At 64.5% G+C, this 20,971-nt stretch carries 19 protein-coding genes; 9 read left to right on the top strand and 10 right to left on the bottom strand.

The window, feature by feature from the left end; all coding sequences use genetic code 11:
* The first annotated feature begins 75 nt into the window (after positions 1 to 75).
* Together ABID59_RS28500 and ABID59_RS28495 are read left to right on the top strand one after the other, a co-directional pair.
* The gene (locus ABID59_RS28500; RefSeq protein ID WP_148755239.1) at positions 76 to 1,251 is read left to right on the top strand and encodes a DUF3734 domain-containing protein; all 1,176 of its coding nucleotides are present in this window, start codon (positions 76 to 78) and stop codon (positions 1,249 to 1,251) included.
* A gap of 1 nt (position 1,252) precedes the next feature.
* A complete protein-coding gene (locus ABID59_RS28495) occupies positions 1,253 to 2,041 on the top strand; it encodes a 3-hydroxybutyrate dehydrogenase (protein WP_148755238.1) in 789 nt (262 codons plus the stop codon).
* A gap of 143 nt (positions 2,042 to 2,184) precedes the next feature.
* Here ABID59_RS28495 and ABID59_RS28490 read toward each other — a convergent pair whose 3' ends face one another.
* The 3 genes from ABID59_RS28490 to ABID59_RS28480 form a co-directional block, all read right to left on the bottom strand.
* Entirely contained in the window at positions 2,185 to 3,009 is an 825-nt protein-coding gene (locus tag ABID59_RS28490; RefSeq protein WP_148755237.1) for a sulfite exporter TauE/SafE family protein, read from the bottom strand.
* A gap of 197 nt (positions 3,010 to 3,206) precedes the next feature.
* Positions 3,207 to 4,574, bottom strand: coding sequence for an oligosaccharide flippase family protein (locus ABID59_RS28485; RefSeq protein ID WP_502916834.1), 1,368 nt, complete (start codon positions 4,572 to 4,574; stop codon positions 3,207 to 3,209).
* A gap of 162 nt (positions 4,575 to 4,736) precedes the next feature.
* Complete coding sequence (locus ABID59_RS28480; RefSeq protein WP_354085579.1) at positions 4,737 to 5,576, bottom strand: protein-disulfide reductase DsbD domain-containing protein; 840 nt, start codon at positions 5,574 to 5,576, stop codon at positions 4,737 to 4,739.
* Between the two features lie 142 nt (positions 5,577 to 5,718).
* Here ABID59_RS28480 and ABID59_RS28475 point away from each other — a divergent pair, with 142 nt between their 5' ends.
* Positions 5,719 to 6,363: a YqgE/AlgH family protein gene (locus tag ABID59_RS28475; protein ID WP_148755234.1), complete on the top strand. Its 645-nt coding sequence runs from the start codon at positions 5,719 to 5,721 to the stop codon at positions 6,361 to 6,363.
* A 132-nt stretch (positions 6,364 to 6,495) separates the two neighbouring features.
* Here ABID59_RS28475 and ABID59_RS28470 read toward each other — a convergent pair whose 3' ends face one another.
* A complete protein-coding gene (locus ABID59_RS28470; RefSeq protein WP_354085578.1) occupies positions 6,496 to 7,383 on the bottom strand; it encodes a TauD/TfdA dioxygenase family protein in 888 nt (295 codons plus the stop codon).
* Positions 7,384 to 7,621: 238 nt separating this feature from the next.
* Between ABID59_RS28470 and ABID59_RS28465 the strand changes: the two genes are divergently transcribed.
* Together ABID59_RS28465 and ABID59_RS28460 are read left to right on the top strand one after the other, a co-directional pair.
* The gene (locus tag ABID59_RS28465; protein ID WP_354085577.1) at positions 7,622 to 8,359 is read left to right on the top strand and encodes an SDR family NAD(P)-dependent oxidoreductase; all 738 of its coding nucleotides are present in this window, start codon (positions 7,622 to 7,624) and stop codon (positions 8,357 to 8,359) included.
* Positions 8,360 to 8,422: 63 nt separating this feature from the next.
* Complete coding sequence (locus ABID59_RS28460) at positions 8,423 to 8,797, top strand: CsbD family protein (RefSeq protein ID WP_354032390.1); 375 nt, start codon at positions 8,423 to 8,425, stop codon at positions 8,795 to 8,797.
* A gap of 113 nt (positions 8,798 to 8,910) precedes the next feature.
* Here the strand turns inward: ABID59_RS28460 and ABID59_RS28455 are convergent, their stop codons facing one another.
* Positions 8,911 to 10,590: an SGNH/GDSL hydrolase family protein gene (locus ABID59_RS28455; protein ID WP_148756371.1), complete on the bottom strand. Its 1,680-nt coding sequence runs from the start codon at positions 10,588 to 10,590 to the stop codon at positions 8,911 to 8,913.
* 148 nt (positions 10,591 to 10,738) lie between these two features.
* Positions 10,739 to 12,097 carry a lytic murein transglycosylase gene (locus ABID59_RS28450; protein ID WP_502916837.1) on the bottom strand — a complete coding sequence of 453 codons (1,359 nt, stop codon included), beginning with the start codon at positions 12,095 to 12,097 and terminating at the stop codon, positions 10,739 to 10,741.
* Between the two features lie 252 nt (positions 12,098 to 12,349).
* Between ABID59_RS28450 and galU the strand changes: the two genes are divergently transcribed.
* Positions 12,350 to 13,225, top strand: coding sequence for a UTP--glucose-1-phosphate uridylyltransferase GalU (gene galU / locus ABID59_RS28445; RefSeq protein WP_148756370.1), 876 nt, complete (start codon positions 12,350 to 12,352; stop codon positions 13,223 to 13,225).
* A gap of 4 nt (positions 13,226 to 13,229) precedes the next feature.
* On the opposite strand, the gene ABID59_RS28440 is transcribed toward galU, so the two are convergent.
* Entirely contained in the window at positions 13,230 to 14,726 is a 1,497-nt protein-coding gene (locus ABID59_RS28440) for a GGDEF domain-containing protein (protein WP_354085575.1), read from the bottom strand.
* 146 nt (positions 14,727 to 14,872) lie between these two features.
* On the opposite strand from ABID59_RS28440, the gene ABID59_RS28435 reads away from it, so the two are divergent.
* On the top strand, positions 14,873 to 15,154 hold the full coding sequence (locus tag ABID59_RS28435) for a DUF7662 domain-containing protein (protein WP_148756368.1): 282 nt from the start codon (positions 14,873 to 14,875) through the stop codon (positions 15,152 to 15,154).
* Here the strand turns inward: ABID59_RS28435 and ABID59_RS28430 are convergent.
* Together ABID59_RS28430 and ABID59_RS28425 are read right to left on the bottom strand one after the other, a co-directional pair.
* A complete protein-coding gene (locus tag ABID59_RS28430; RefSeq protein WP_354032385.1) occupies positions 15,151 to 18,027 on the bottom strand; it encodes an EAL domain-containing protein in 2,877 nt (958 codons plus the stop codon). The genes ABID59_RS28435 and ABID59_RS28430 overlap by 4 nt on opposite strands.
* A gap of 140 nt (positions 18,028 to 18,167) precedes the next feature.
* On the bottom strand, positions 18,168 to 19,166 hold the full coding sequence (locus ABID59_RS28425; protein ID WP_148756367.1) for an NAD(P)H-quinone oxidoreductase: 999 nt from the start codon (positions 19,164 to 19,166) through the stop codon (positions 18,168 to 18,170).
* A gap of 112 nt (positions 19,167 to 19,278) precedes the next feature.
* On the opposite strand from ABID59_RS28425, the gene ABID59_RS28420 reads away from it, so the two are divergent.
* Together ABID59_RS28420 and rcdA are read left to right on the top strand one after the other, a co-directional pair.
* Complete coding sequence (locus ABID59_RS28420) at positions 19,279 to 19,470, top strand: DUF1192 domain-containing protein (protein ID WP_148756366.1); 192 nt, start codon at positions 19,279 to 19,281, stop codon at positions 19,468 to 19,470.
* Between the two features lie 520 nt (positions 19,471 to 19,990).
* The gene (rcdA, locus tag ABID59_RS28415) at positions 19,991 to 20,500 is read left to right on the top strand and encodes a protease adaptor protein RcdA (RefSeq protein ID WP_354085574.1); all 510 of its coding nucleotides are present in this window, start codon (positions 19,991 to 19,993) and stop codon (positions 20,498 to 20,500) included.
* 168 nt (positions 20,501 to 20,668) lie between these two features.
* On the opposite strand, the gene rpmE is transcribed toward rcdA, so the two are convergent.
* Complete coding sequence (rpmE, locus tag ABID59_RS28410) at positions 20,669 to 20,896, bottom strand: 50S ribosomal protein L31 (RefSeq protein WP_007599895.1); 228 nt, start codon at positions 20,894 to 20,896, stop codon at positions 20,669 to 20,671.
* Positions 20,897 to 20,971: the final 75 nt, after the last annotated feature.

Below are 20,971 nucleotides of genomic sequence, written 5' to 3'. Positions count from 1 at the left end.
AGACTTGATCCCGGGATGCATTGAAGTCGCGGCAGACTGTCGCCACGGTGGCTCGCCTTCTGCTAATGTTCCCGAATGACCGATCATAGCCCGGAAGTCGCAACAGTCCCCGCGAAGGCGCAACGTGTCCTGGTTCTCCAGGGCGGCGGCGCGCTCGGCTCCTATCAGGCCGGCGCCTATCAGGCGCTGTGCCATTTCGATTTTGAGCCCGAATGGGTTGCCGGCATCTCGATCGGCGCGGTCAATGCCGCCATCATCGCCGGCAATGAGGGCCACACCCGCGTCAAGCGGCTCAAGGAATTCTGGGAGATGGTTTCCGCGCCGGTGCCGTGGAAGCCGATCGGCAAGAGCGACCACAGCCGCGAGCTGTTCAATTCGACCAGCGCCGCGCTGATCGCCACCTTCGGCGTGCCCGGCTTCTTCACACCGCGCATCCCTCCAGCGCCGCTCTGGCCGCCGGGCAGCCCGCAGGCCGAAAGCTATTACGACACCGCGCCGCTGAAGAAGACGCTGGAGCGGCTGGTCGATTTCGACCGCATCAACGACCTGAAGACCCGCCTGTCGGTCGGGGCCGTCGGAGTCAGCTCCGGCAACTTCAAATATTTCGACAATTACGAGTTCAAGAAGCTCGGCAAGAAAATCGGCCCCGAGCACATCATGGCCTCCGGCGCGCTGCCGCCGGGCTTTCCGTCGGTCGTGATCGAGGGCGAGCATTATTGGGACGGCGGCATCGCCTCCAACACGCCGCTCGACTTCGTGCTCGATGCCGAGGTCGATCGCGACATGCTGATCTTCCAGGTCGACCTGTTCAGCGCGCGCGGCGATCTGCCGAATTCGCTGATCGAGGCCACCGAGCGCGAGAAGGACATCCGTTTCTCCAGCCGCACGCGGATGAACACCGACAAGAACAAGCAGATCCACAACGCCCGCCGGGCCGTGCGCGACCTGATCGGCAAATTGCCGGACTATCTGAAGAACGATCCGTCCGTCGAGTTCCTCGCGAAGGTCTCGCGCGAAAGCACCGTCACCGTGGTGCACCTGATCTATCGCAGCAAGAACTACGAATCCTCGTCCAAGGACTATGACTTCTCGCATGTCGCGATGGTCGAGCATTGGGAAAGCGGCGTGCGCGACGTGCATCTGTCGATGCGCCACAAGGACTGGCTCGAGAAGCCGCAGTCCGGCGAGACCATGGTGACCTACGATCTCACGGGGGACGTCACCGCGCCCCCGCCAAAAAGGAGCGAATAATATGGGTACTCTGTCAGGCAAAAACGCCGTCGTGACCGGTTCGACCAGCGGCATCGGGCTCGCCTATGCGCGCGCCTTTGCGGCTGCCGGCGCCAATGTCGTTATCAACGGGTTCGGCTCGCCGGAGGACATCGAGAAGGAGCGCTCCAAGATCGAGTCCGATTTCGGCGTGAAGGCGGTCTACTCGCCCGCCGACATGACCAAGCCGGCCGAGATCGCCGGGATGATCGCACTCGGCGAGAAGTCTTTCGGCTCGGTCGACATCCTCGTCAACAATGCCGGCATCCAGTTCGTCTCGCCGATCGAGGAATTCCCGCCGGAGAAGTGGGACCAGATCATCGCGATCAACCTGTCCTCGGCCTTCCACGCCATTCGCGCCGCGGTCCCCGGCATGAAGAAGAAGGGCTGGGGCCGTATCATCAACACCGCGTCGGCGCACTCGCTGGTCGCCTCGCCCTTCAAGTCGGCCTATGTGTCGGCCAAGCACGGCATCGCCGGCCTGACCAAGACCGTGGCGCTGGAAGTCGCGACCAACAAGATCACCTGCAACTGCATCAGCCCCGGCTATGTCTGGACGCCGCTGGTGGAGAAGCAGATCCCGGATACGATGAAGGCCCGCAATCTCACCCGCGAGCAGGTCATCAATGACGTGCTGCTCGATGCCCAGCCGACCAAAGAGTTCGTGACGTCGGAACAGGTTGCGGCCCTTGCGCTGTTCCTGTGCAGCGACGATGCCGCGCAGATCACCGGCACCAATCTGTCGATCGACGGCGGCTGGACCGCGGAGTAACGGCGCACTCCTTGTCCCGGACGACACACCTGTAGGGTGGGCAAAGGCGCGCCAGCGCCGTGCCCACCATCTTTCTCCGATCGAAAAAAGTGGTGGGCACGCTTCGCTTTGCCCACCCTACGATTCCGTCCCTTGGTCGGGCCTCAATGGCTCCAGGCCAAAGCCGTCACGATCGCCGATTGCAGGTTCAGCTCCGCGAACATGATCTTGCCGGCGACCACGACGAGGACGCTGGCGAGCGCCACACGCAACACCGTCTCCGGCACGCGCGTCGCGCTGTAGCTGCCGAGGATGATGCCGGGCAGCGAGCCCAGCAGCAGCACGCCCATCAAGGCCCAGTCGACCGAACCGAGCATCCAGTGTCCGATGCCGGCCACCAGCGTCAGCGGCACCGCGTGCGCGATGTCGGAGCCGATGATGGTTGCCATCGGCAGGCGCGGGTAGAGCAGCAGCAGCACGGTCACGCCGACCGCACCGGCACCGACGGACGAAATCGAGACCAGTACGCCGAGCACGACCCCGGTCACGACGGTCGCAATCAGGGTGGTGCGCTCGCTGACCTGCTCCGTGCGCCGGCGATACCGCTCCATGATCGACTTGCGGAAGATCAGCGATGTCGCGGTCAGGATCAGCGCAAAGCACAGCACCAGATTGACGAGATTGCGCTCGGCATCGCCCCTGAGATCGAGCTTCCACAGCACCAGCAGCGTTAATGCGCTCGCCGGGATGCTGCCACAGGCAAGCCGCAGCACGGCCGGCCAGTGCACGCTGCGCGACCAGCCATGCACCACGCTGCCGCCGGTCTTGGTGGCGGCGGCATAGAGCAGGTCGGTGCCGACGGCGGTGGTCGGGTGGATGCCGAACAGCAGGATCAGCAGCGGCGTCATCAACGAGCCGCCTCCTACGCCGGTCAGCCCGACAAGCAGGCCGACGCCGAATCCCGAGGCGACGTAAAGCGGGTCAATCATGGTCTGGGGGAATCTAGATTTATCTCGTCAGTTGGGCAATACGACGTAGAATAAATTTCCCCCAGGGCGCAACTGCTTGGGTGGAATAAGAAAAATTGTGCTCCGAGCTGGAAATCGGCAGGTGTTTCGCGCTGTCCTTGGGGTCGTTGCGAAACAGCCATTCCCCGAGGGGGCGGCCCAGGACGAGCGCGTCGTACCTATTTACCAAACGCCAGCACGTGCAGCCCCAGGCGCTGCCGCACGATCCAGAACAGCAGCACTGTCTCGAAGGTGAGCGAGATCGAGGTCGCGGCCGCGGCGCCGTGGCCGCCGAAGCGCGGCACCAGCGCAATGCAGAGCACGACATTCATTGCGAAGGCCAGCGCGTAGGCCAGCGCGCAGATCTTCTGCTGCCCGAGCATGTTGAGCAGGCGCTCAACCGGGCCGATCGCGGCGCGCACCACGAGGCCGATCGCGGCGACGAACATGATGTCGTAGCCGACCACGAATTGCGGCCCGAACAGCCAGAGCAGCGGCTTGCCCAGCGCGAGCAGCACGGCGGTCGCCGCCAGCGACGGCCAGAACGTCCAGTTGATGGCGTGCGCGACATAGGCCGACAGCCGCGCCTTGTCTCCGAGCGCATTGTATTCGGCGAAGCGATGCGCCGTCGTTGCCGACATCGCATAGTGGACGAAGGACACCAGCGCCAGCGTCTTCACCACGGCAAAATAGACGCCGACCTCGTCGGACGGGCGGAACTGCTGCAGCACCAGCACGTCGGTGTAGGACAAGAGCAGGTAGAAGCTTTCGACCAGCATGATCGGCAGCGAGACCGCGAGCCAGCCGCTGATGTCATAGGCCTTGGGGCCGGGCGCGACGTGATCGGCGAGCCTGCGGTTCAGCACCACCATCTGCCCGGTCATCGCGATCCACACGGCGCCGGCGCTCGCCACCATCGCGGCGATCGCGCCGAGATGATAGCCGAGCAGGAAGGCGCAGGCCGTGATGCCGATGATCAGCGCCTGGCGGATGATGAATTGCGGCATCAACCCAAGCTGCATCCAGTCGTGCGATCGCGCGATGCCGTCCTGGGTGTTGGCGACGACGAAAGCGGGCAGCGTCATGCAACCGATATAGAGCGGCAGCTCTTCGGCCGGATCGATCCACGGCGACATCAGTTTGACAATTCCGGCAAGGCCGAGCGAGACCAGCGTGGAGACGGCGAAGGTGAGCCAGCGACTGCCGGAGAGAAAGCCGCGCAATAGCGCATGGTCCCCGCTGGCGCGATATTCGGGAATGATCTTTTGCGCGGAAGCCGAGATGCCGAAATCCATCATGCTGCCGAGCAGCAGCACCCAGGTCCAGACATAGACATAGATGCCGTAGTCGGAGGTCCCCATCCAGCGTGCGAGCAGCACCTGCGAGAAAAAGGCGAGGCCCGCGCTGATGACGCGTATGATGAAGATGGTGCCGGCCAGCCGCCGGGTCAGCGACGCTTCGCTCGAGCCGCCCGTCAGCCTGGCGCGCAGCCGCGCGATCAGCCCGGCCGATCTGGTCGTTGCGGGTTCTGCATCCATCACGGCCACGTCGAGATCCCCGGGCGTCCCGCATGCTCCGGCAGGCTTGATGCGGTGGTCCCCGGGATTAGCAAGGATTCGTTAAGATTCGGTTGGGTGTGCGCCCATCCTCGATGTCGTTCCAGATCTGCACGCGCTTGAGGCGCGCTTGTCCGGGACGGCAACTCAGAGTCACTCTAACTTCGTATTGAACTCGTAGGATTTCTCCGCCCCCACCAGCGTGAACTTCAGAGCTGCACCGTCGGGCTTGGCGCCCGGTGGCAAGCCGTCGAGCTCGAAGGAAAATCGCTTCACGCCGGGCGGGCTGTGCGCGACCGGATCAGGAATGGGCAACGACCACTCGGGCGTCGGCCCTTCCACGAACAGATTGACGTTGCTGTTCTCAGGCGCAACGACGTCGACCACCACGTTCTTGGGACCGTCGCGCTTGACGTCGCGGATGGTCAGCGGATTGGCATCGCCGATTGTGGCAGGCTTCGGCACGGTGTCGAGTGCCGCGCGCAGATTGGCATCCTCGGTCGAGGCGACGTTGTTGAAGCCGAGCTCGACATTGGCCTCGACGGGAATGCAGAGCTTTTCGCAGACCGCGTAGTTGATCTCGGCGCGCAGCGTCACCGGCTTGTCGGCGGCCTTGGCGACGATGCGCAAGGGCAGCACGATCTGGTCGTGATAGCCGATCGAATGGCCGCCCGCACCGTCGTCGAACTTCAGCGGCGCCGGCCACATCACGGTCACCGTTTCGACATTGTCCGACTTGGAGAAGTCGAACCGCGGCGGCACGCCGGAATCGCCCGGCATGCGCCAATAGGTCTTCCAGCCGGGCTGGAGCTGGAAAGCGATACCGCCGAGCAGGACCGCGCCGCTGCGCGATCCCGCGAGCAACCGCACCGCGGAATGGCCGTCGCGCTGCCACGGTGAAGCATCGCCGGCATGGGCACCCATCGCCAGCGACGACGCAAGCAAGGTTGTCGCGACGCCAATCGCCGCATGCAGGGGAACTCTTGTCAGCATGGCACGTCTTTACAGGGTCGTTCCGGGGCAAACCATTGAATTGCTTGTGATGGATGCACTTGATTCAAGTCTCTGCAAGCCTTGATTTGACAGCAGGTCGGCCCGACATCAGGATAGGAATTGAACCCGGAGTGCTTTATCCATGGCTCCCACAGGCAAGAGGACGGGCGAAAGCACCCGCGGCGCGGGCCCTGCGCCCCCCAATTCGGCCGGCTATCTCGACGGCCGGCTCCTGATCGCGATGCCTGTCATGGGCGACTCCCGCTTCGAGCGCTCGGTGATTTACCTTTGTGCGCATTCGGCCGAGGGTGCGATGGGCATCATCGTCAATCATCCGGCCGGCAGCATCGATTTCCCGGAGCTGCTGGAGCAGCTCGGCATCGTCAAGAAGGGCGAGCACATCAAGCTGCCGCAAAATGCCGAAAGCATGAAGGTGCTGGCCGGCGGCCCGGTCGACACCGGCCGCGGCTTCGTGCTGCATTCCAGCGATTTCTACATCGAGCACGCGACGCTGCGGATCGATGACGGCGTCTGCCTCACCGCGACCGTCGACATCCTGCGCGCGATCGCCAATGGCTCCGGCCCCAAGCACGCCATCCTCGCGCTCGGCTACGCCGGCTGGGCGCCGGGCCAGCTCGAGACCGAGATCCAGAGCAATGGCTGGCTGCACTGCGACGCGGATGCGGATCTGATCTTCGGCGACGACGTCGACGAGAAATACGGCCGCGCCTTGCGCAAGATCGGCATCGATCCCGGCATGCTGTCGAACGAGGCCGGGCACGCGTAGCCTCATTCTCCGCTGTCATGCCCCGCGAAGGCGGGGCATCCAGCACGCCGCGGCCTATCGATTCTCGCAACCGTCTCGGAGTACTGGATCGCCCGGTCAAGCCGGGCGATGACAGCAGTTGTTGACGCGCGCCTACTCCGCCGCCTGCTGCTGCACCGTCGGCTCGGTCCCCGCCACCGTCGCGCGGCGCATGTCGCGCGGCTGCGACTGGTCGTAACGGCGGACGCGGTGCATAGTCTGGCGGTTGTCCCACATCACGAGATCATGCAGCTTCCATTTGTGGACGTGGACGAATTCTGCTTGCGTCGCGTGCTCGTTGAGATCGCGCAGCAACAGCCGTCCCTCCGGCACGCTCATGCTGACGATCTTGCCGGCATGCGATGAGAGATACAGCGACTTGCGGCGATGCACGGGATGGGTCCGCACCAGCCGCTGCAGCACCGGCTTGAACATCGCTTTCTCGTCGTCGGTATATTCGGTGAAGCCGAGCGATCCGCGCGAGTACATCAGCGAGTGCTCGCAGACGAGGTCGTCGATCTCGGTCTTGGTTTCGTCGTCGAGCGCGTCGTAGGCCGCGCGCATGTCGGCGAATTCGGTGTTGCCGCCCTTCGGGTTCACCACGCGCGCCGACAGCAGCGAGAATTTGGCCGGGATCGGGCGGAACGAGCTGTCGGAATGCCACAGGCAGTTGCCGAGATTGAACAGGTGCGCGCGGCTGTCTTTTGCCAGCGGCTTGCCGTCCTTGCCGAGATTGGAGACGTCGTTGAGGCCGGATTGCAGCCGGTAGTCTTTTTCCTTCGTCACCGTGCCGCCGCGTGCATCCTCGCGTTGACCGAAGTTGAGCGCGAAGGCCATCTGCTGCTCGTCGTTGATGTCCTGGTCGTGGAAGACCAGCACCGCGTATTTGTCCATGGCGGCCTCGACCTCGCGAGCCTCATCCGGTGTGAGAGGCCGTCGCAGGTCGAGGCCGGAAACCTCGCCGACAAAATGCTTCTGAAGCTGCCGGATGGCGATCGTCATGGCGTCTCTCCCGCGAACCGCGAGCGGTTGGCCCCGCTCTGTCGGTGAAAAAGCTACTCCGAGGCCGGTTGATGTCAACGCCGGGCGTGCATGGCTCTTACGCGTTCCGCGCCATCAACCCGCCGTCGACCGGGGATCACGGCGCCGGCCTTGGGCTCTTGTTTCTTGTTCCGAGATCGACAAGGCTTGCATCGATCCGCAGACAGGTCAAACAAGCAAGACAAAAGGGGAGGCCGCGATGGCGAACGAGCTCGATTTCTCAGGCAAGCAGGTTCTTGTCGTCGGCGGTTCAAGCGGAATCGGCAACGGCATCGCGCAAGCTTTTCGCGCGAGGGGCGCGCATGTTGCGGTGTGCGGCACGCGTGCTCGGCCCACGGAATATTCGGCGGAGGAGGGCTCCGATCTCACCGGTCTTGCTTACGCGCAGCTCGACGTCAGCAATGCGAGCGCGATCGAAGCGTTCAAGCCGTCGTTCGACCGGCTCGATATTCTGGTGCTCGCGCAAGGTGCGGTGATCTATCGCCGCGGCGAGTTCGAGATGGCGGGCTTTCGCACGGTCGTCGAGATCAACCTGATGAGCCTGATGGCGTGCGCGACGCGATTTCATTCCATGTTGCGGGATGCGAAGGGCGCGTTGATCATGGTGTCGTCGACAGCGGCCTATCATTCCACCATGGGCAATCCCGCCTACAACGCGTCGAAGACCGGCGCGGTCGGATTGACGCGGACGCTGGGCGAGGCCTGGGCCGAGGACGGCATCCGCGTCAACGGCATCGCGCCCGGTCTCGTCGACACCAAGATGACGAAGGTGACGACCGACAATCCCAAGCGGCTCGAAGGCGCGCTGGCGCGCATTCCGCTGCGGCGATTGGGCACGCCGGCCGACATGGCAGGGGCGGCGCTGTTCCTGGCGTCGCCATTGTCGTCGTACATTATCGGCCAGACACTGGTCGTCGATGGCGGGCTCATTCTCTAGGCATGCAACGGAACCGCGTTGCTTCTGATCGGTTACTCCGGCTGATCACCGAGGAGGATTATCATGGACGCGGATCGGATTATCGGATCAGCCAAGGAAATGGCGGGCGGCGTGGAAGGCACTGTGGGCGAGATGGCCGGAGACGCGAAGACCCAGGCTTCAGGGAAGGCGCGCGAGGCCGCCGGCACCGTGCAGAACCTGTACGGTCAGGCGAAAGATGCGGCGCGCGATGCTACGGACACCGCCGCGAACTACGCCAAGGAGGCCTATGAAGCAGGCCAGGACACGTTCCGCGATGGCTCGCAGGCAATCGCGCAGAAGGTGCACGACAACCCGCTCGGCGCGCTGCTCGTCGCCGGCGGCATCGGCTTCGCGCTCGCGCTGCTGATGTCGCGTCCCGCCCGTCGCCCGCCGCCACGCTGGCGCTATTACGGCTGAGCCGGCATTCCGGGGCGCGCCTTTGGGCGCGAGCCCGGAATCCATGTATCGACATTGATTGTGGCACGATGGATTCCGGGTTCGCGCCAAGCAGCGTGCCGGAATGACGGTGACTAGCGAAACACTTCCGCCGAACGCCCGACGTTACCGGGCGGACGCGGGATCGCGGGATTGGGATTCGGATTGCGCGGGGCCGGCGCGAATTGCCGCGGCGGTGGCTGCGGCGCGCCGAAGCCGAAGAAATCGCGAATTGACGGCGTCGCCTGAGCCGGCTGCTGCTGCGGCGCCGGCTTCTTCGGTGCGAGCTTGGGCGGTGCGATTGCAGCGGCAGCGCCCGGCGTGCCGGGAGCCGAAGCACCACCCTCAGGCGTCGTCGCCGCCATCGGCGTATCGCCCTTGGCCTGCTCGCGACCAACTTCGCGGCGCGGCCAGGCATAATCGTCGGCGCGGCCTGCGGGCGCTGCCAGCGGCTCGCCCTTCACCAACGTCTTCGCAGCGAGTGCATCGACGGCGGCGGGGCGCGTCCCCGGTCCACCCAGCAATTGATCGGTCGAGATCGAGGCCGCGACCAGCGGCACGATCGGACCCGCGAGCGGCCGCGGCGCGGGCTTGCCGGGCTCGGCGCTGGTGTCCGGCGTCCCCGGCTCGCTCGGCAGCGCGATCGGGCCGGAGCGTCCCGCCAGCAGGCGCGTGATCTCGCGTTCGACATAATGGGCGAGCTTTCGCGCACCCGGCTTGGTGAAGTAGACGCCGTCACCGCTGCGCAGCTGGCGGATTTGGCCTTCGAAATCCGGGCCCTTCTGCAGGAAGCGGCCGGCTTCGTCGACAAAGCCGTCCCAGACATCGACATAGGTGATGCCGGCCTTGGCCGCGCCCTCGCGATAGAGCGAATCCAGGAACAGCATGTCCGCGGTGCCCTTCGGTCCGCGGATCGCGGGCAGGCCGACCCAGAGCACCGGCACGCCCTTGGCCTTGAGGACGTTGGCGAGCTCCTCGATCTTCTTGCTGTAGAGCTCGACCCAGTGGTCGTCGCGGAATTCGTAGAGGCCGTTCGGATTGCGCGCGGTCTTTTCGGGCGCGGCGGCCGGCGCATCGGCGTTATCGGCATCGTCCTGCGGCAGGTCGGTGTCCACTGGCTTGTCGTCAGGCTTGGCGGCGGTGTCGGGCTTGGCGTCGCCGGGCTTGGCCGGCGGCTTGGCCTTTGCGCCCTTGTCGTTCTTCTTGTCCTTGTCGGTCGCCTTGTCGGATTTGTCTGCGACAGGCTCGCGGATCGAGATGCGGTCGTTGAGGCCGAGCATGACGACGATGATTTCGGGCTTTTCGGTCTCGAGGATTCCCTTCGCAGCAGCCGTCCAATCCGAGGGCTCACCCTTCGGCTGGTATTTGATCAGGCCGGACGTCGTCTTGTGCTTGCGGATCACGCCCATGTCGGGCTGCTCGGTGTAGGCGTCTTCCAGGCCGTAGGCGAGCCAGTCGGCCATGGCGTCGCCGATCACCAGCACGTTCTTGTCGGGGATCGTCTCGCGCTTGGCGGGCGAAGGCGCCCGCGAAAAATCCTGGCGCGGGGCCTGCTGTTGCTGCTGCTGGAACGGTTGGAAGAAATCGCCGCCGAACCAACCGCCCCCACTGCGCGGCGGGGCCTGGCGCTGCGGCGGGCCACCGAAGCCGGGGAAGTTGAAGAACTGCGCCGAAGCCGGTGCCGCGACCCCGACCATGATCGCAAGCGCCGTCCCCAGCGCGATCAACGGGCCGGTCTCGGTCAGCGCCTTGAAGAAAGATTTTGGCTTCGACATGCGATCTCGGGCGCGCGCAACAGGGTCTGGATGTGTCTCGATATAATAACGGAATCGGGCGCCAAACGGGCAAATTCTCTTGCAGATTCTTTGGGGCAATAACGGAGATCGGCCAAAATCCCGCTTCAGGGTTACTTTCGGCGCGATTTTACCGCCCGCGCAGTCGGTCCAGCACGTCGGAGGAGGCAAACCCGTCGGCGGGCGCCCCGATCGAGGCCTGGAAGTTGCGAAGCGCGTCCCGGGTCTGGCCGCCGAACTGGCCGTCCGGGGTGCCCTTGTAGAAGCCGCGTTGGACCAGCAGTTGCTGGAGTTCCAGCCGCTCGCCCCTCGACAATTCCCGCTCCTGCCGCGGCCAGGGCTGCACGAAGGGCTGGCCGCCGCGCAGCCGGTCGGCGAAATGGCCGATCGCCATCGCATAGGCCTCGGCCGGATTGTACTTCATGATGACCCGGAAATTCTGCAGCATCAGGAAGCCGGGCCCCTGCGCGCCGGCCGGCGCCAGCAGGTAGGCCTTTTCCGCCGGATGCGGGAACGGCTGGTTGGTCGGCCGCTTGAGCCCGTGCTTTTCCCATTGCGCGATCGTCATCGCCTTGGCGCGATCGGCCAGCATGTAGTTGAAGCCCTCGGGCACCAAGACCTCAAAGCCCCAGGTCTGGCCGCTCTGCCAGCCGTCCTTTTTCAGATTGTTGGCGGTGGAGGCGATCAGGTCGCTTGCGTTGTCGACGACGTCGCGCCGTCCGTCACCGTCGCCGTCCACGGCAAAGCGCTTGAACGCGGTCGGCATGAACTGGGTCGGGCCGAAGGCGCCGGCCCAGGAGCCGCGCATCTGCTCCGGGCGCAGATCGCCGCGGTTGAGGATCTCCAGCGCGGAGAGGAATTCGTCCTTGAAGTAGGCCTGGCGGCGGCCGACGCAGGCGAGCGTAGCGGTCGATTGCAGCACGCTGCGGTCGCCCATCTGGGTCGAATAATTGGACTCGATGCCCCAGATCGCGGCGATGACATAGCGGTCGACGCCGTAGGCCTTCTCGGTCGCGTCGAACTGCGCCTTGTACTTGGCGAGGACTTCCTTGCCCTTGGCGAGGCGGTTATCGTTCACGAGGATGTCGAGATAGTCCCAGATCGATTTGCTGAATTCGGGCTGCGAGTCCATCAGGTCCATGATGCGCAGATCGGGCGAAAGCCCTGCGGTGAAGCGCTGAAAATTCTCCTGCGTGATGTTGCGGCGTGCGGCATCAGGCCACATCCCGGCAACGCAATTGTCGAAATTGCCGGCCGCCTCGCGGATCGCGGCCGCCGTCATCAGCGGATGGCCGGAGGCGCCGTCCTCGCCGCTCCAAGGCTGAGCTCCCGTTTGGGCACCGCCGGGGCCGGGCGCGGCTTGCGAGGGCGCCGGATTCGGGCCGGAGAAAATACCGCTGAACAGGTTCGACAGGCCGTTTTGCCCTTGTTGCGCTTGTTGCCCTTGCGCCTGCGCGGACATGGGGAACAGGAGCGCGGCCGCGAGCATTGTCGCGCCGGTCAAAGATAGAGTTACCGCTGTCACCAATTGCCTCATGTCTCACCCGTCCGGCCAAAAATCAGCCATCAGGAGGCCTCGTTACGGTTGCCAATATCTTAACAAAGGTGAAATTTTGCCGGTCACCTTTTTCTCGAATTCATTGAGCGGGAGCCCTACATCCGCCTTTGTTACCGGCTGCAAAACGGCTAGCAAGATACCATTGCTTCTTTCACGTGTGCCTCAAGGTATTCGATCAATCACATGAAAATCCGCAAAGCTGTGTTCCCCGTCGCCGGCCTCGGCACCCGCGTTTTGCCCGCCACCAAGGCGATGCCGAAGGAGATGCTCACCATCGTCGACAAGCCGCTGATCCAGTACGTCTATGACGAGGCGAGGGAAGCCGGCATCGAGCACTTCATCTTCGTCACCGGCCGCAACAAAAATGTCATCGAAGATCATTTCGACAAGATGTTCGAGCTCGATGCGACGCTCGCTGCGCGCGGCAAGAAGGCCGAGCAGGAGATCCTGGCGCAGAACCAGCCAGAAGCCGGCGCCGTCAGCTTCACCCGCCAGCAGGCGCCGCTCGGCCTCGGTCACGCGGTCTGGTGCGCGCGCGACATCGTCGGCAACGAGCCGTTCGCGGTGGTGCTGCCCGACGAGCTGGTGCTCAACACGCCCGGCTGCCTGAAGCAGATGATCGAGACGGCAAGCAAGCTCGGCGAAAAATCCAACGTCATAGCGGTCGAGGCGGTGCCCGACCATCTCACCCATCAATACGGCATCTGCGGCGTCGGGAAACGCACCGGCAAGATGTTCGAGGTCGACGGCATGGTCGAGAAGCCGGCCAAGGGCACCGCGCCCTCCAACCTCTCGATCACCGGCCGCTACATTCTCCAGCCCGAGATCTTCAAGATCCTCGAGACCCAGGAGCGCGGTGCCGGCGGCGAGATCCAGCTCACCGACGCCATGATCGGCCTCGCCAAGTCGCAAAAATTCTACGGCGTCGAGTTCGAGGGCGAACGCCATGATTGCGGCTCCAAGCCCGGCTTCCTCCGCGCCAACATCGCCTACGCGCTGAAGCGGCCGGAATTGCGCGAGGGGCTGATCGCGGAGATGAAGAAGTATCTGGGGCAGTAGGCCCTCAAGCCACCAGCGACAGCTTCGGCAGGCTCGCCACCACCGACTGATTCCGCCCGCCGGCCTTTGCCGCATAGAGCGCCTTGTCGGCGGCGGCGACCAGGATGGCCGAGTCCATGCCGCTTGTCGGCGCGAGGCTGGCGATGCCGCAGGAGACGGTCGATCCCGCCCCGCCGTCGGACCAGCCCAGCACCTTGGCCCGGATGGTCTCGGCGACCTTGAAGGCGTCGGTGGCCGAGGTGTTCGGCAGCAGCACGGCGAATTCCTCGCCGCCATAGCGCGCGGCGCAGTCGCCGGGGCGGCGCACCGAATCGGAGATGCAGATGGCGATGCCGACCAGCACCTGGTCGCCGGCCTGGTGGCCGAAGGTGTCGTTGTAGCCCTTGAAGTGATCGGCATCGATCATCAGCAGCGCCACCTGCGTCTCCTGGCGCATGGCGCGGCGCCATTCGATGTCGATGACATGGTCGAACTTGCGGCGGTTGCGCAGGCCTGTGAGCGCGTCGGTCGTCGCCATCTCCTCGAGCTTGCTTTCGGCATCCGCCCGCCGGCCGATCTCGCGGGCGAGCACGATCGCCGAGCCCAGCACGAACAAAGCGAGCACCAGAACCACGCCGCCGATCCGAAGCGCTTCCTTCTGCCACAGCGCGAACACCGCGCTCAGCGGCTTGCCCGCCACCACGAACAGCGGGCCGGTGTCGCTGCTGCGCACATAGAGCCGCGCGGTCGGATCGACCGGGCCCTGTCCGGCAAACGAGCCGCCGACGCGGAGATTGTCGGCCTTCCAGCGCTGGCTGTCGTTCAGGTTCCTGCCGATGATGTCGAGATCGAACGGCCGCCGCATCATGATGGTGCGGTCGCGCTTGAGCACGGTGATGGTGTCCTCGGGGTCGAGGCTCAGCCGCTCGAACAATTCGTGGAAATAGGTGAAGCGGATCGAGCCCGCGACGACACCCATGAAGCCGCCGTCGGTATCGCTGAGACGCCGGCTCAGCACGATCGAATAGGCGCTACGAAACAGCATCGGGCGGCTGATGAACAGGCCGACGTTGGGATTGTCGCGATGGACCGAGAAATAGTCCTCAGTGCCGCGGTTGTCGGGCACCGGGTCGAGCGTCGAGGCATCGATGGTCAGATTGCCGTCCGCATCGAACACCTGGATGGCGCCGAAATGCTTTGCGGTGGTGGCGTGGTCGAACAGGATGAGCTGGCGGATCGGCTTGGAGACCGTGTTGATCTCGGGCAGCAGCATGTTGCTGGCGACCGCCTTGAGGGACAGGTCGTAGATATCGATGTTGCGGCTGATGTCGGCGTCGATCGACGTGGCCAGGTTTTTCAGCGTCTGGCGGGCCAGCGCCTCCTCGCCGCGGCGCATGTCGAGCATGACGTTGACGCAAATGGCGGAAAAGCCGATCACCGTCACGACGGACGAGATGATCAGCAGCTTCGCCGAAATGCGCCAGGGCCGGCGGGCCGTGGCGTCGCGCCATGCAGACAGCATCCTTTGCTCCCGAGCCTAGTGGATGCGCCTGAAATCTTGCGTAGTGTTTAAGCCGCGACGGCGCTGCTGCAATCAGTTAAGGATTGGTTTCCGCCGGTATCGCTTTTGAGCAGGTCAGCCCGCGGACAAGGGGATAGAGGACGGCGGTGAACGATTACGACGCGCTACGCGATTACCTGCTGCGGCAGAAGCAGACGGAGCTCGTGCTGAGCTTTGAGGAGATCGAGGAGATCATCGGCGCGGCCCTGCCGCGTGCGGCGAATCGTGCCTCCTGGTGGGACACCTCGCGCAGCCCGGATATCAAGATGCCGCAGCGCGAAGCCTGTATCGCCGCGGGCTTCAAGGCCACCCGGATGCCGGACGGCCAGACCGTGCGGTTCACGAAGCAGAAGAGTGACCGGCGCAGGCCAACGGCCAAGAGCGACTAGCTCGCCGCTTCGAGCCGCACTTCGGTCAACAGCCGCATCGCCGCGTCGGCGTCCATCGGCTCGCCGAAGGCGAAGCCCTGCGCGTATTCGCAGCCCAATTGATACAGCTCGACCGCGTCGGAATCGGTCTCGGCGCCTTCCGCCACCACGTCCATGCCGAGATCATGCGCGAGCGCGATGATCGACTTCAGGATCACCGGCCGCGTGCCGCGATTGGTGGTGCGGACGAACGACTGGTCGATCTTGATGGTGTCGAACGGGAAGCGCTGGAGATAGGCCAGCGACGAATGGCCGGTGCCGAAATCGTCGAGCGATAATCCAGTTCCGAGCTCGCGGATCCGCGTCAGCATTTGCGCCGCGTGCTCCGGATTCTCCATCACCAGCGATTCCGTCAGCTCCAGCTTCAGCGTGCCGCGCGCCACCGAGGAGCGCGACAGCACGGTGCGGATGTCGTGGATGAGGTCATGGCGCAAAAGCTGCCGCGAGGAGACGTTGACGCTGGCGAAGATCGGCTCGCGCGAGCGCATCGCGCGCTGCCAGATCGAGAGCTGCTTCGCGGTCTGGTCGAGCACGAACATGCCGAGATCGACGATCAGGCCGGTCTCTTCCGCAATGGTGATGAATTCGGAAGGCGCCATGCGCCCGAGTTTCGGGTGATCCCAGCGCACCAATGCCTCGAAGCCGGCGACCGAACGGTCCTCCAGCCGGACGATCGGCTGGTACAGGATCGTCAGCTCCTGCCGCTCGATGGCGCGGCGCAGCTCGCTCTCCAGCGTCAGGCGGTCGGTTTTTCGTGCGCGCATGGCGGGCTTGTAGACGTCGATGCGGTCGCCGCCGATGCGCTTGGAATGGTACATCGCAAGCTCGGCGTCCTTGATGATCTCGTCCGTCAGCTGAACTTGCGGATCGGAAAGGGCCAGCCCGATCGAGGCGGTCAGGAAGATTTCGCGCTCGTTGAACGCGATCGGCGCGCGGATGGTCTTGCGGATGGTTTCGGCAAAAGCGGTGATGCGGGCGGGATCCTGCTCCGACAGCAGGATCAGCCCGAACTGGTCGCCGGCGAGCCGCGCCAGCGTGTCCTGCGGCTTCAGGATGCGGGTGAGGCGGCGGGCCAGCGTCAGCAGGATGGAATCGCCGACCGCGATGCCGACGGAATCGTTGACCTGCTTGAAGCGGTCGAGGTCGATCACCATCAGCGTCGGCCGCAGCGTCGGCATGGTCTTGGCGAAATGCGCGACTGCGCCGAGCCGGTCCATGAACAGCTTGCGGTTGGGCAGGCCGGTCAAATTGTCATGCACGGAATCGTGCAGCAGGCGTTCCTCGGCGTTGCGGAGCTCAGTGACGTCGGTGAGCGTGCCGACCACGCGTGAGACTTCGCCGTCCGAGCCGACCACCGGGCGCGCCTTCAGCGCGAACCACATGAAGTGGCCGTCTGGCGTGCGCAGGCGGAAATCCTGCACCAGCCGGCCGCGGCGCTGGTCGAGCACGCTGTCCAGCGCAGCGCGGAAACGATCCTGGTCGAGCGGATGCAGCACCTCGAGCCAGGAGGCCGCCGGGCCTTCCAGCGTGCCGCGCTTGAGGCCGAGCAGGGCTTCGGTCTCGGGGCTGGTGAACACCTTGTCGGCGGAAACGTCCCAGTCCCAGATCAGATCGCCGGAGCCGGCCAGCGCCAGCGCCCGTCGCTCGATGTCGGAGACGACGCCGGTGGTGGCGCCGCCGCCGGCGAAGGCGTGCTGCATCACCGTGAAGCCGATCAGCATCACGATCAGCACGAGGCCGCCGAGCAGCGCCGGACCGACGATATCGTTGGTGACCGAACCGGCGACCGTCATGCCGGCCGCGACCACCCAGACCACGAGGAGGAACCAGGTCGGGATCAGCAGCACCGCGCGGTCGAAGCCGTGGGTGGAGAGATAAACGATCAGCGCGAAGCCGGCGAAGGCGATCAGCACCAGCGAGATGCGTGCGATACCGGAGGCGACGGCCGGGTCGAACAGAGCGAGCGCCACCAGTGAGCCCAGGAAGGCGAGCCAGCCCACCGTGATGTGGGAATAGCGCACATGCCATCGACTGAGGTTGAGATAGGCGAACAGGAACACCAGCAGCGTCGCCGCCAGGATCGCTTCGCCCGCCGCACGCCAGATGCGCTCGGCGTTGTTCGACATGTCGAGCACCTTGCCCCAAAAGCCGAAGTCGACGCCGATATAGACGAGCACCGCCCAGGCCAGCGCCGCGGCCGCCGGGAACATGATGCTGCCCTTCACCACGAACAGAATCGTGAGCACGAGCGCCAGGAGCCCGGAGATGCCGATCACGATGCCCTGGTACAGCGTGAACGAATTGACCTTGTCCTTGTAGGCTTCCGGCTCCCACAGATAGAGCTGCGGCAGCTTGTCGGTGCGCAGTTCCGCGACAAAGGTGATGACGGCGCCGGGATCGAGCGTGATGCGGAAGACGTCGGCGGTCGGGCTTTCCTGCCGCTCCGGCCGGTCGCCGGTCGAGGGTGTGATGGTCGCGATGCGTGACAGCCCGAGGTCGGGCCACAACAGCCCCGAGGACACGATGCGGTAATGCGGGGCGACGATCAGACGGTCGAGCTGGTCGTCGGTATTGTTGGCGAGCGCGAACACCACCCAGTTCTGGCCGCCCTCGCGGGCGCGCACCTCGATGCGGCGGACGATGCCGTCGGTGGCAGGTGCGGTTGAGACCTGGATGCGGTCGGCGTCGCTGCGCTGATGCTCGAGCACGCCGGTGAGGTCGATGGCGGGCGCGTCGCCGCGGACGCTGACAGCGTCAAGCGCGCGTGCAGGGGACGCGGCGACAAGAATCATGAGGCCCAGCGCGATGGGCGCGAGGCACCTGATTAGACGCAAGGTGAGTTCTCCGCGTTCGACGCAAACTCTTCAGTGCAAGGCGATTTCCGAACAGAACGAGATGGTTCGGCGCGTCGCGATAGATGCCACGAAAGCGAGGAAAATCAAAGGGTTTCCGCCCTGCCCGGTGGGCCAGCGGCCTAGAGCTCCAACACAATTTTGCCAATATGTGCCGAGGTCTCCATGCGCCGATGTGCGTCGGATGCCTTTTCCAGCGGGAAAGAGCTGTCCATCAGCGGTTTGACCCGGCCTTCGCGCAGCAGCGGCATCACTTTCGCTTCAATCGCAGCCACCATCGCCGCCTTGTCCGCATTACTACGGGGACGCAAGGTCGAGCCGGTATGGGTCAACCGCTTCACCATCACCTTGGCGATGTTGACGCTGACCTTGGGCCCGTTGAGGGTTGCGATCTGCACGATGCGGCCATCGACGGCGGCGGCATCGTAGTTGCGGTCGACATAGTCGCCGGCGACCATGTCGAGGATCAGGTTGACGCCGGCCTTGTCGGTCGCTTCCTTGACCACGGCGACGAAGTCCTCGTTCTTGTAGTTGATGGCGCGGTCGGCACCCAGCTTGAGGCAGGCATCGATCTTGTCCTGTGATCCCACGGTGACGAACACCTTTGCGCCGAACGCTTTCGCAAGCTGGATTGCCATGGTGCCGATGCCCGAGGAGCCGCCATGGATCAGCAGCGTCTCGCCGGCCTTGAGCCCGCCGCGCTCGAACACATTGTGCCAGACCGTCATCAGGGTTTCCGGCAACGCGCCGGCTTCCTTGATCGACAGCGCCGGCGGCACGCTCATCGCCTGGGCGTCCTGCGCGATGCAGTACTGCGCATAGCCGCCGCCGGCGACTAGCGACATCACCTTGTCGCCGATCTTGTGCCGCTTGGCGTTGCTGCCGACGGCAACCACTTCGCCCGCAATCTCAAGGCCGGGCAGGTCGCTGGCGCCGGGCGGCGGCGGATAGGCGCCGGACCGCTGGGCGATGTCGGGCCGGTTCACGCCGGCGGCCTGCACCTTGACCAGGATCTCGTCGGGACCGGGCTGCGGAACGGTGCGTTGTTCCGGCACCAGCACCTCCGGTCCGCCGGGCTTGGAGATGGCGACCACGGTCATTTGCGCGGGCAGCTTGTCCATGATGTGTCCTTGAGCAAAGGTGCGAGAGGGGAACGAGGCCTTTGATTAGCCAGCGCAGTCCGGGCTGGCAACCGCCACGGCCGCAGGTGGCGCGAACGCAGGAGGAACGATGATGCCGACGGAAGACGACGACCGCCCGCGCAAGAAGGTCACCCACGAGATCGGGCAGGATCTCTCACTGTTGTCGGTCGAGGAACTGACCGAGCGCGTCACCCTGCTGAAGACCGAAATCGCAAGACTGGAAGAAGCAGCCACCAAAAAGCGCGCCTCGCGCGATGCGGCGAACAGCGTCTTCAAGTCGTAAGAATTCGAAGGAGGAGCGCAAGCGTTTCTACGGCGTCATGGCCGGGCTTGTCCCGGCCATCCACGTACTTGATCTTTCGCCGACAGAAAGAACCTGGATGCCCGGGCCTTCGCCTCGCCGAAGCGGCTTCGGCCGCGCAGGCGGGACAAGCCCGGCCATGACGGGCAGATTGTTCCGCGAACCCCCTCGGCCTCTGGCCGACATGGCTAACGAACCCTCAAAAAATTCGCTCGTTTACTCCACATTAAGCTTTTCGCTTTATGACTGGAACTGTCCTCGTTTGGACACCGAGTGGCTCCTGTCCACTCTGTTTGACGCCTCCCTGTTATCAACTTTCAAAGCCGCCGGTTTTCCGGCGGCTCTTTTTTGCGTCTCGTTCCGGTTGAATTCCGGGGAATGACCCGCGGAAACCATATCCGCGCTTGTCGCTGGACTCCGCGATCCCTACGCGCAATGATTTGTTCATCATAAGCCGGCGCCAAAGCCGGACGGGTAAACAGTTGCGTAAGGGGCGTTAACCATGGAACGTTTGCAAGCCGACGGCGCTCTCGTTCAACTCAGCGAGCGGTTCACCAATTCTGCGGCGTTCGGTGCCCTGTTCCGCGAAGGCATGGATCTCGTCGAAGAGACCGCCGCCTATCTCGATGGTGCCGGCCGCACCGAGGCCAAGGCGCTCGATCGCGCCGTCAGCCTCACCTACGCGACCGAGAGCATGCGCCTCACCACCCGCCTGATGCAGCTCGCCTCGTGGCTGTTGCTGCATCGCGCGGTGAAGGAAGGCGAGATGACGCTGGGCCAGGCCAACCGCGAGAAGACCAAGGTCAAGCTCTCCGCCGCCGATCCCGGCCCCGCCGACACGATCGAGAAGCTGCCGTCGCAGCTCCAGGAGCTGATCCATCGCTCGATGAGCCTGCAGACCCGCGTGCGCCGCCTCGACACCACCATCCACACCCCGCCCGTCGATTACCCTTCGATCGGCAATCCGCTGGTGCCGCACCTCAACGCCTTGAAGGCCGCGTTCGAGCGGTAAAGCTCCAACAGCCCGTCATTGCGAGCGAAGCGAAGCAATCCAGGAAGCCTCCGTAGAGGCAGCCTGGATTGCTTCGTCGCAAGAGCTTCTCGCAATGACGATAGCCCCAAAACAAAAACGCCCCCGGTCTCCCGGGGGCGTTTTTCGTCTCCAGCCTTGCGGCCAGGATCAATCCTTTTTGAGGAAGCCCGAAAACTTCTTCTGGAAGCGCGAGACGCGGCCGCCGCGGTCCATCAGCTGGGCGTTGCCGCCGGTCCAGGCCGGGTGCGACTTCGGGTCGATGTCGAGGTTCAGCGTGTCGCCTTCCTTGCCCCAGGTGGAGCGGGTCAGGTACTCGGTTCCGTCGGTCATCACGACCTTAATCGTATGATAATTCGGATGAATCTCGGCTTTCATGGCAATTCCTGGGGCGCCCGGCGCCTTGCTTGAGTGGCTATCGAATGACGGATTTGCCGGGTCTATACCCCAGAG

This window comes from Bradyrhizobium sp. S3.3.6 (assembly GCF_040546905.1).
Taxonomy (GTDB): Bacteria; Pseudomonadota; Alphaproteobacteria; order Rhizobiales; family Xanthobacteraceae; genus Bradyrhizobium; species Bradyrhizobium cytisi.
The sequence above is the reverse complement of the archived record's forward strand: the minus strand, read 5'-3'. Positions and strand labels throughout refer to the sequence as shown.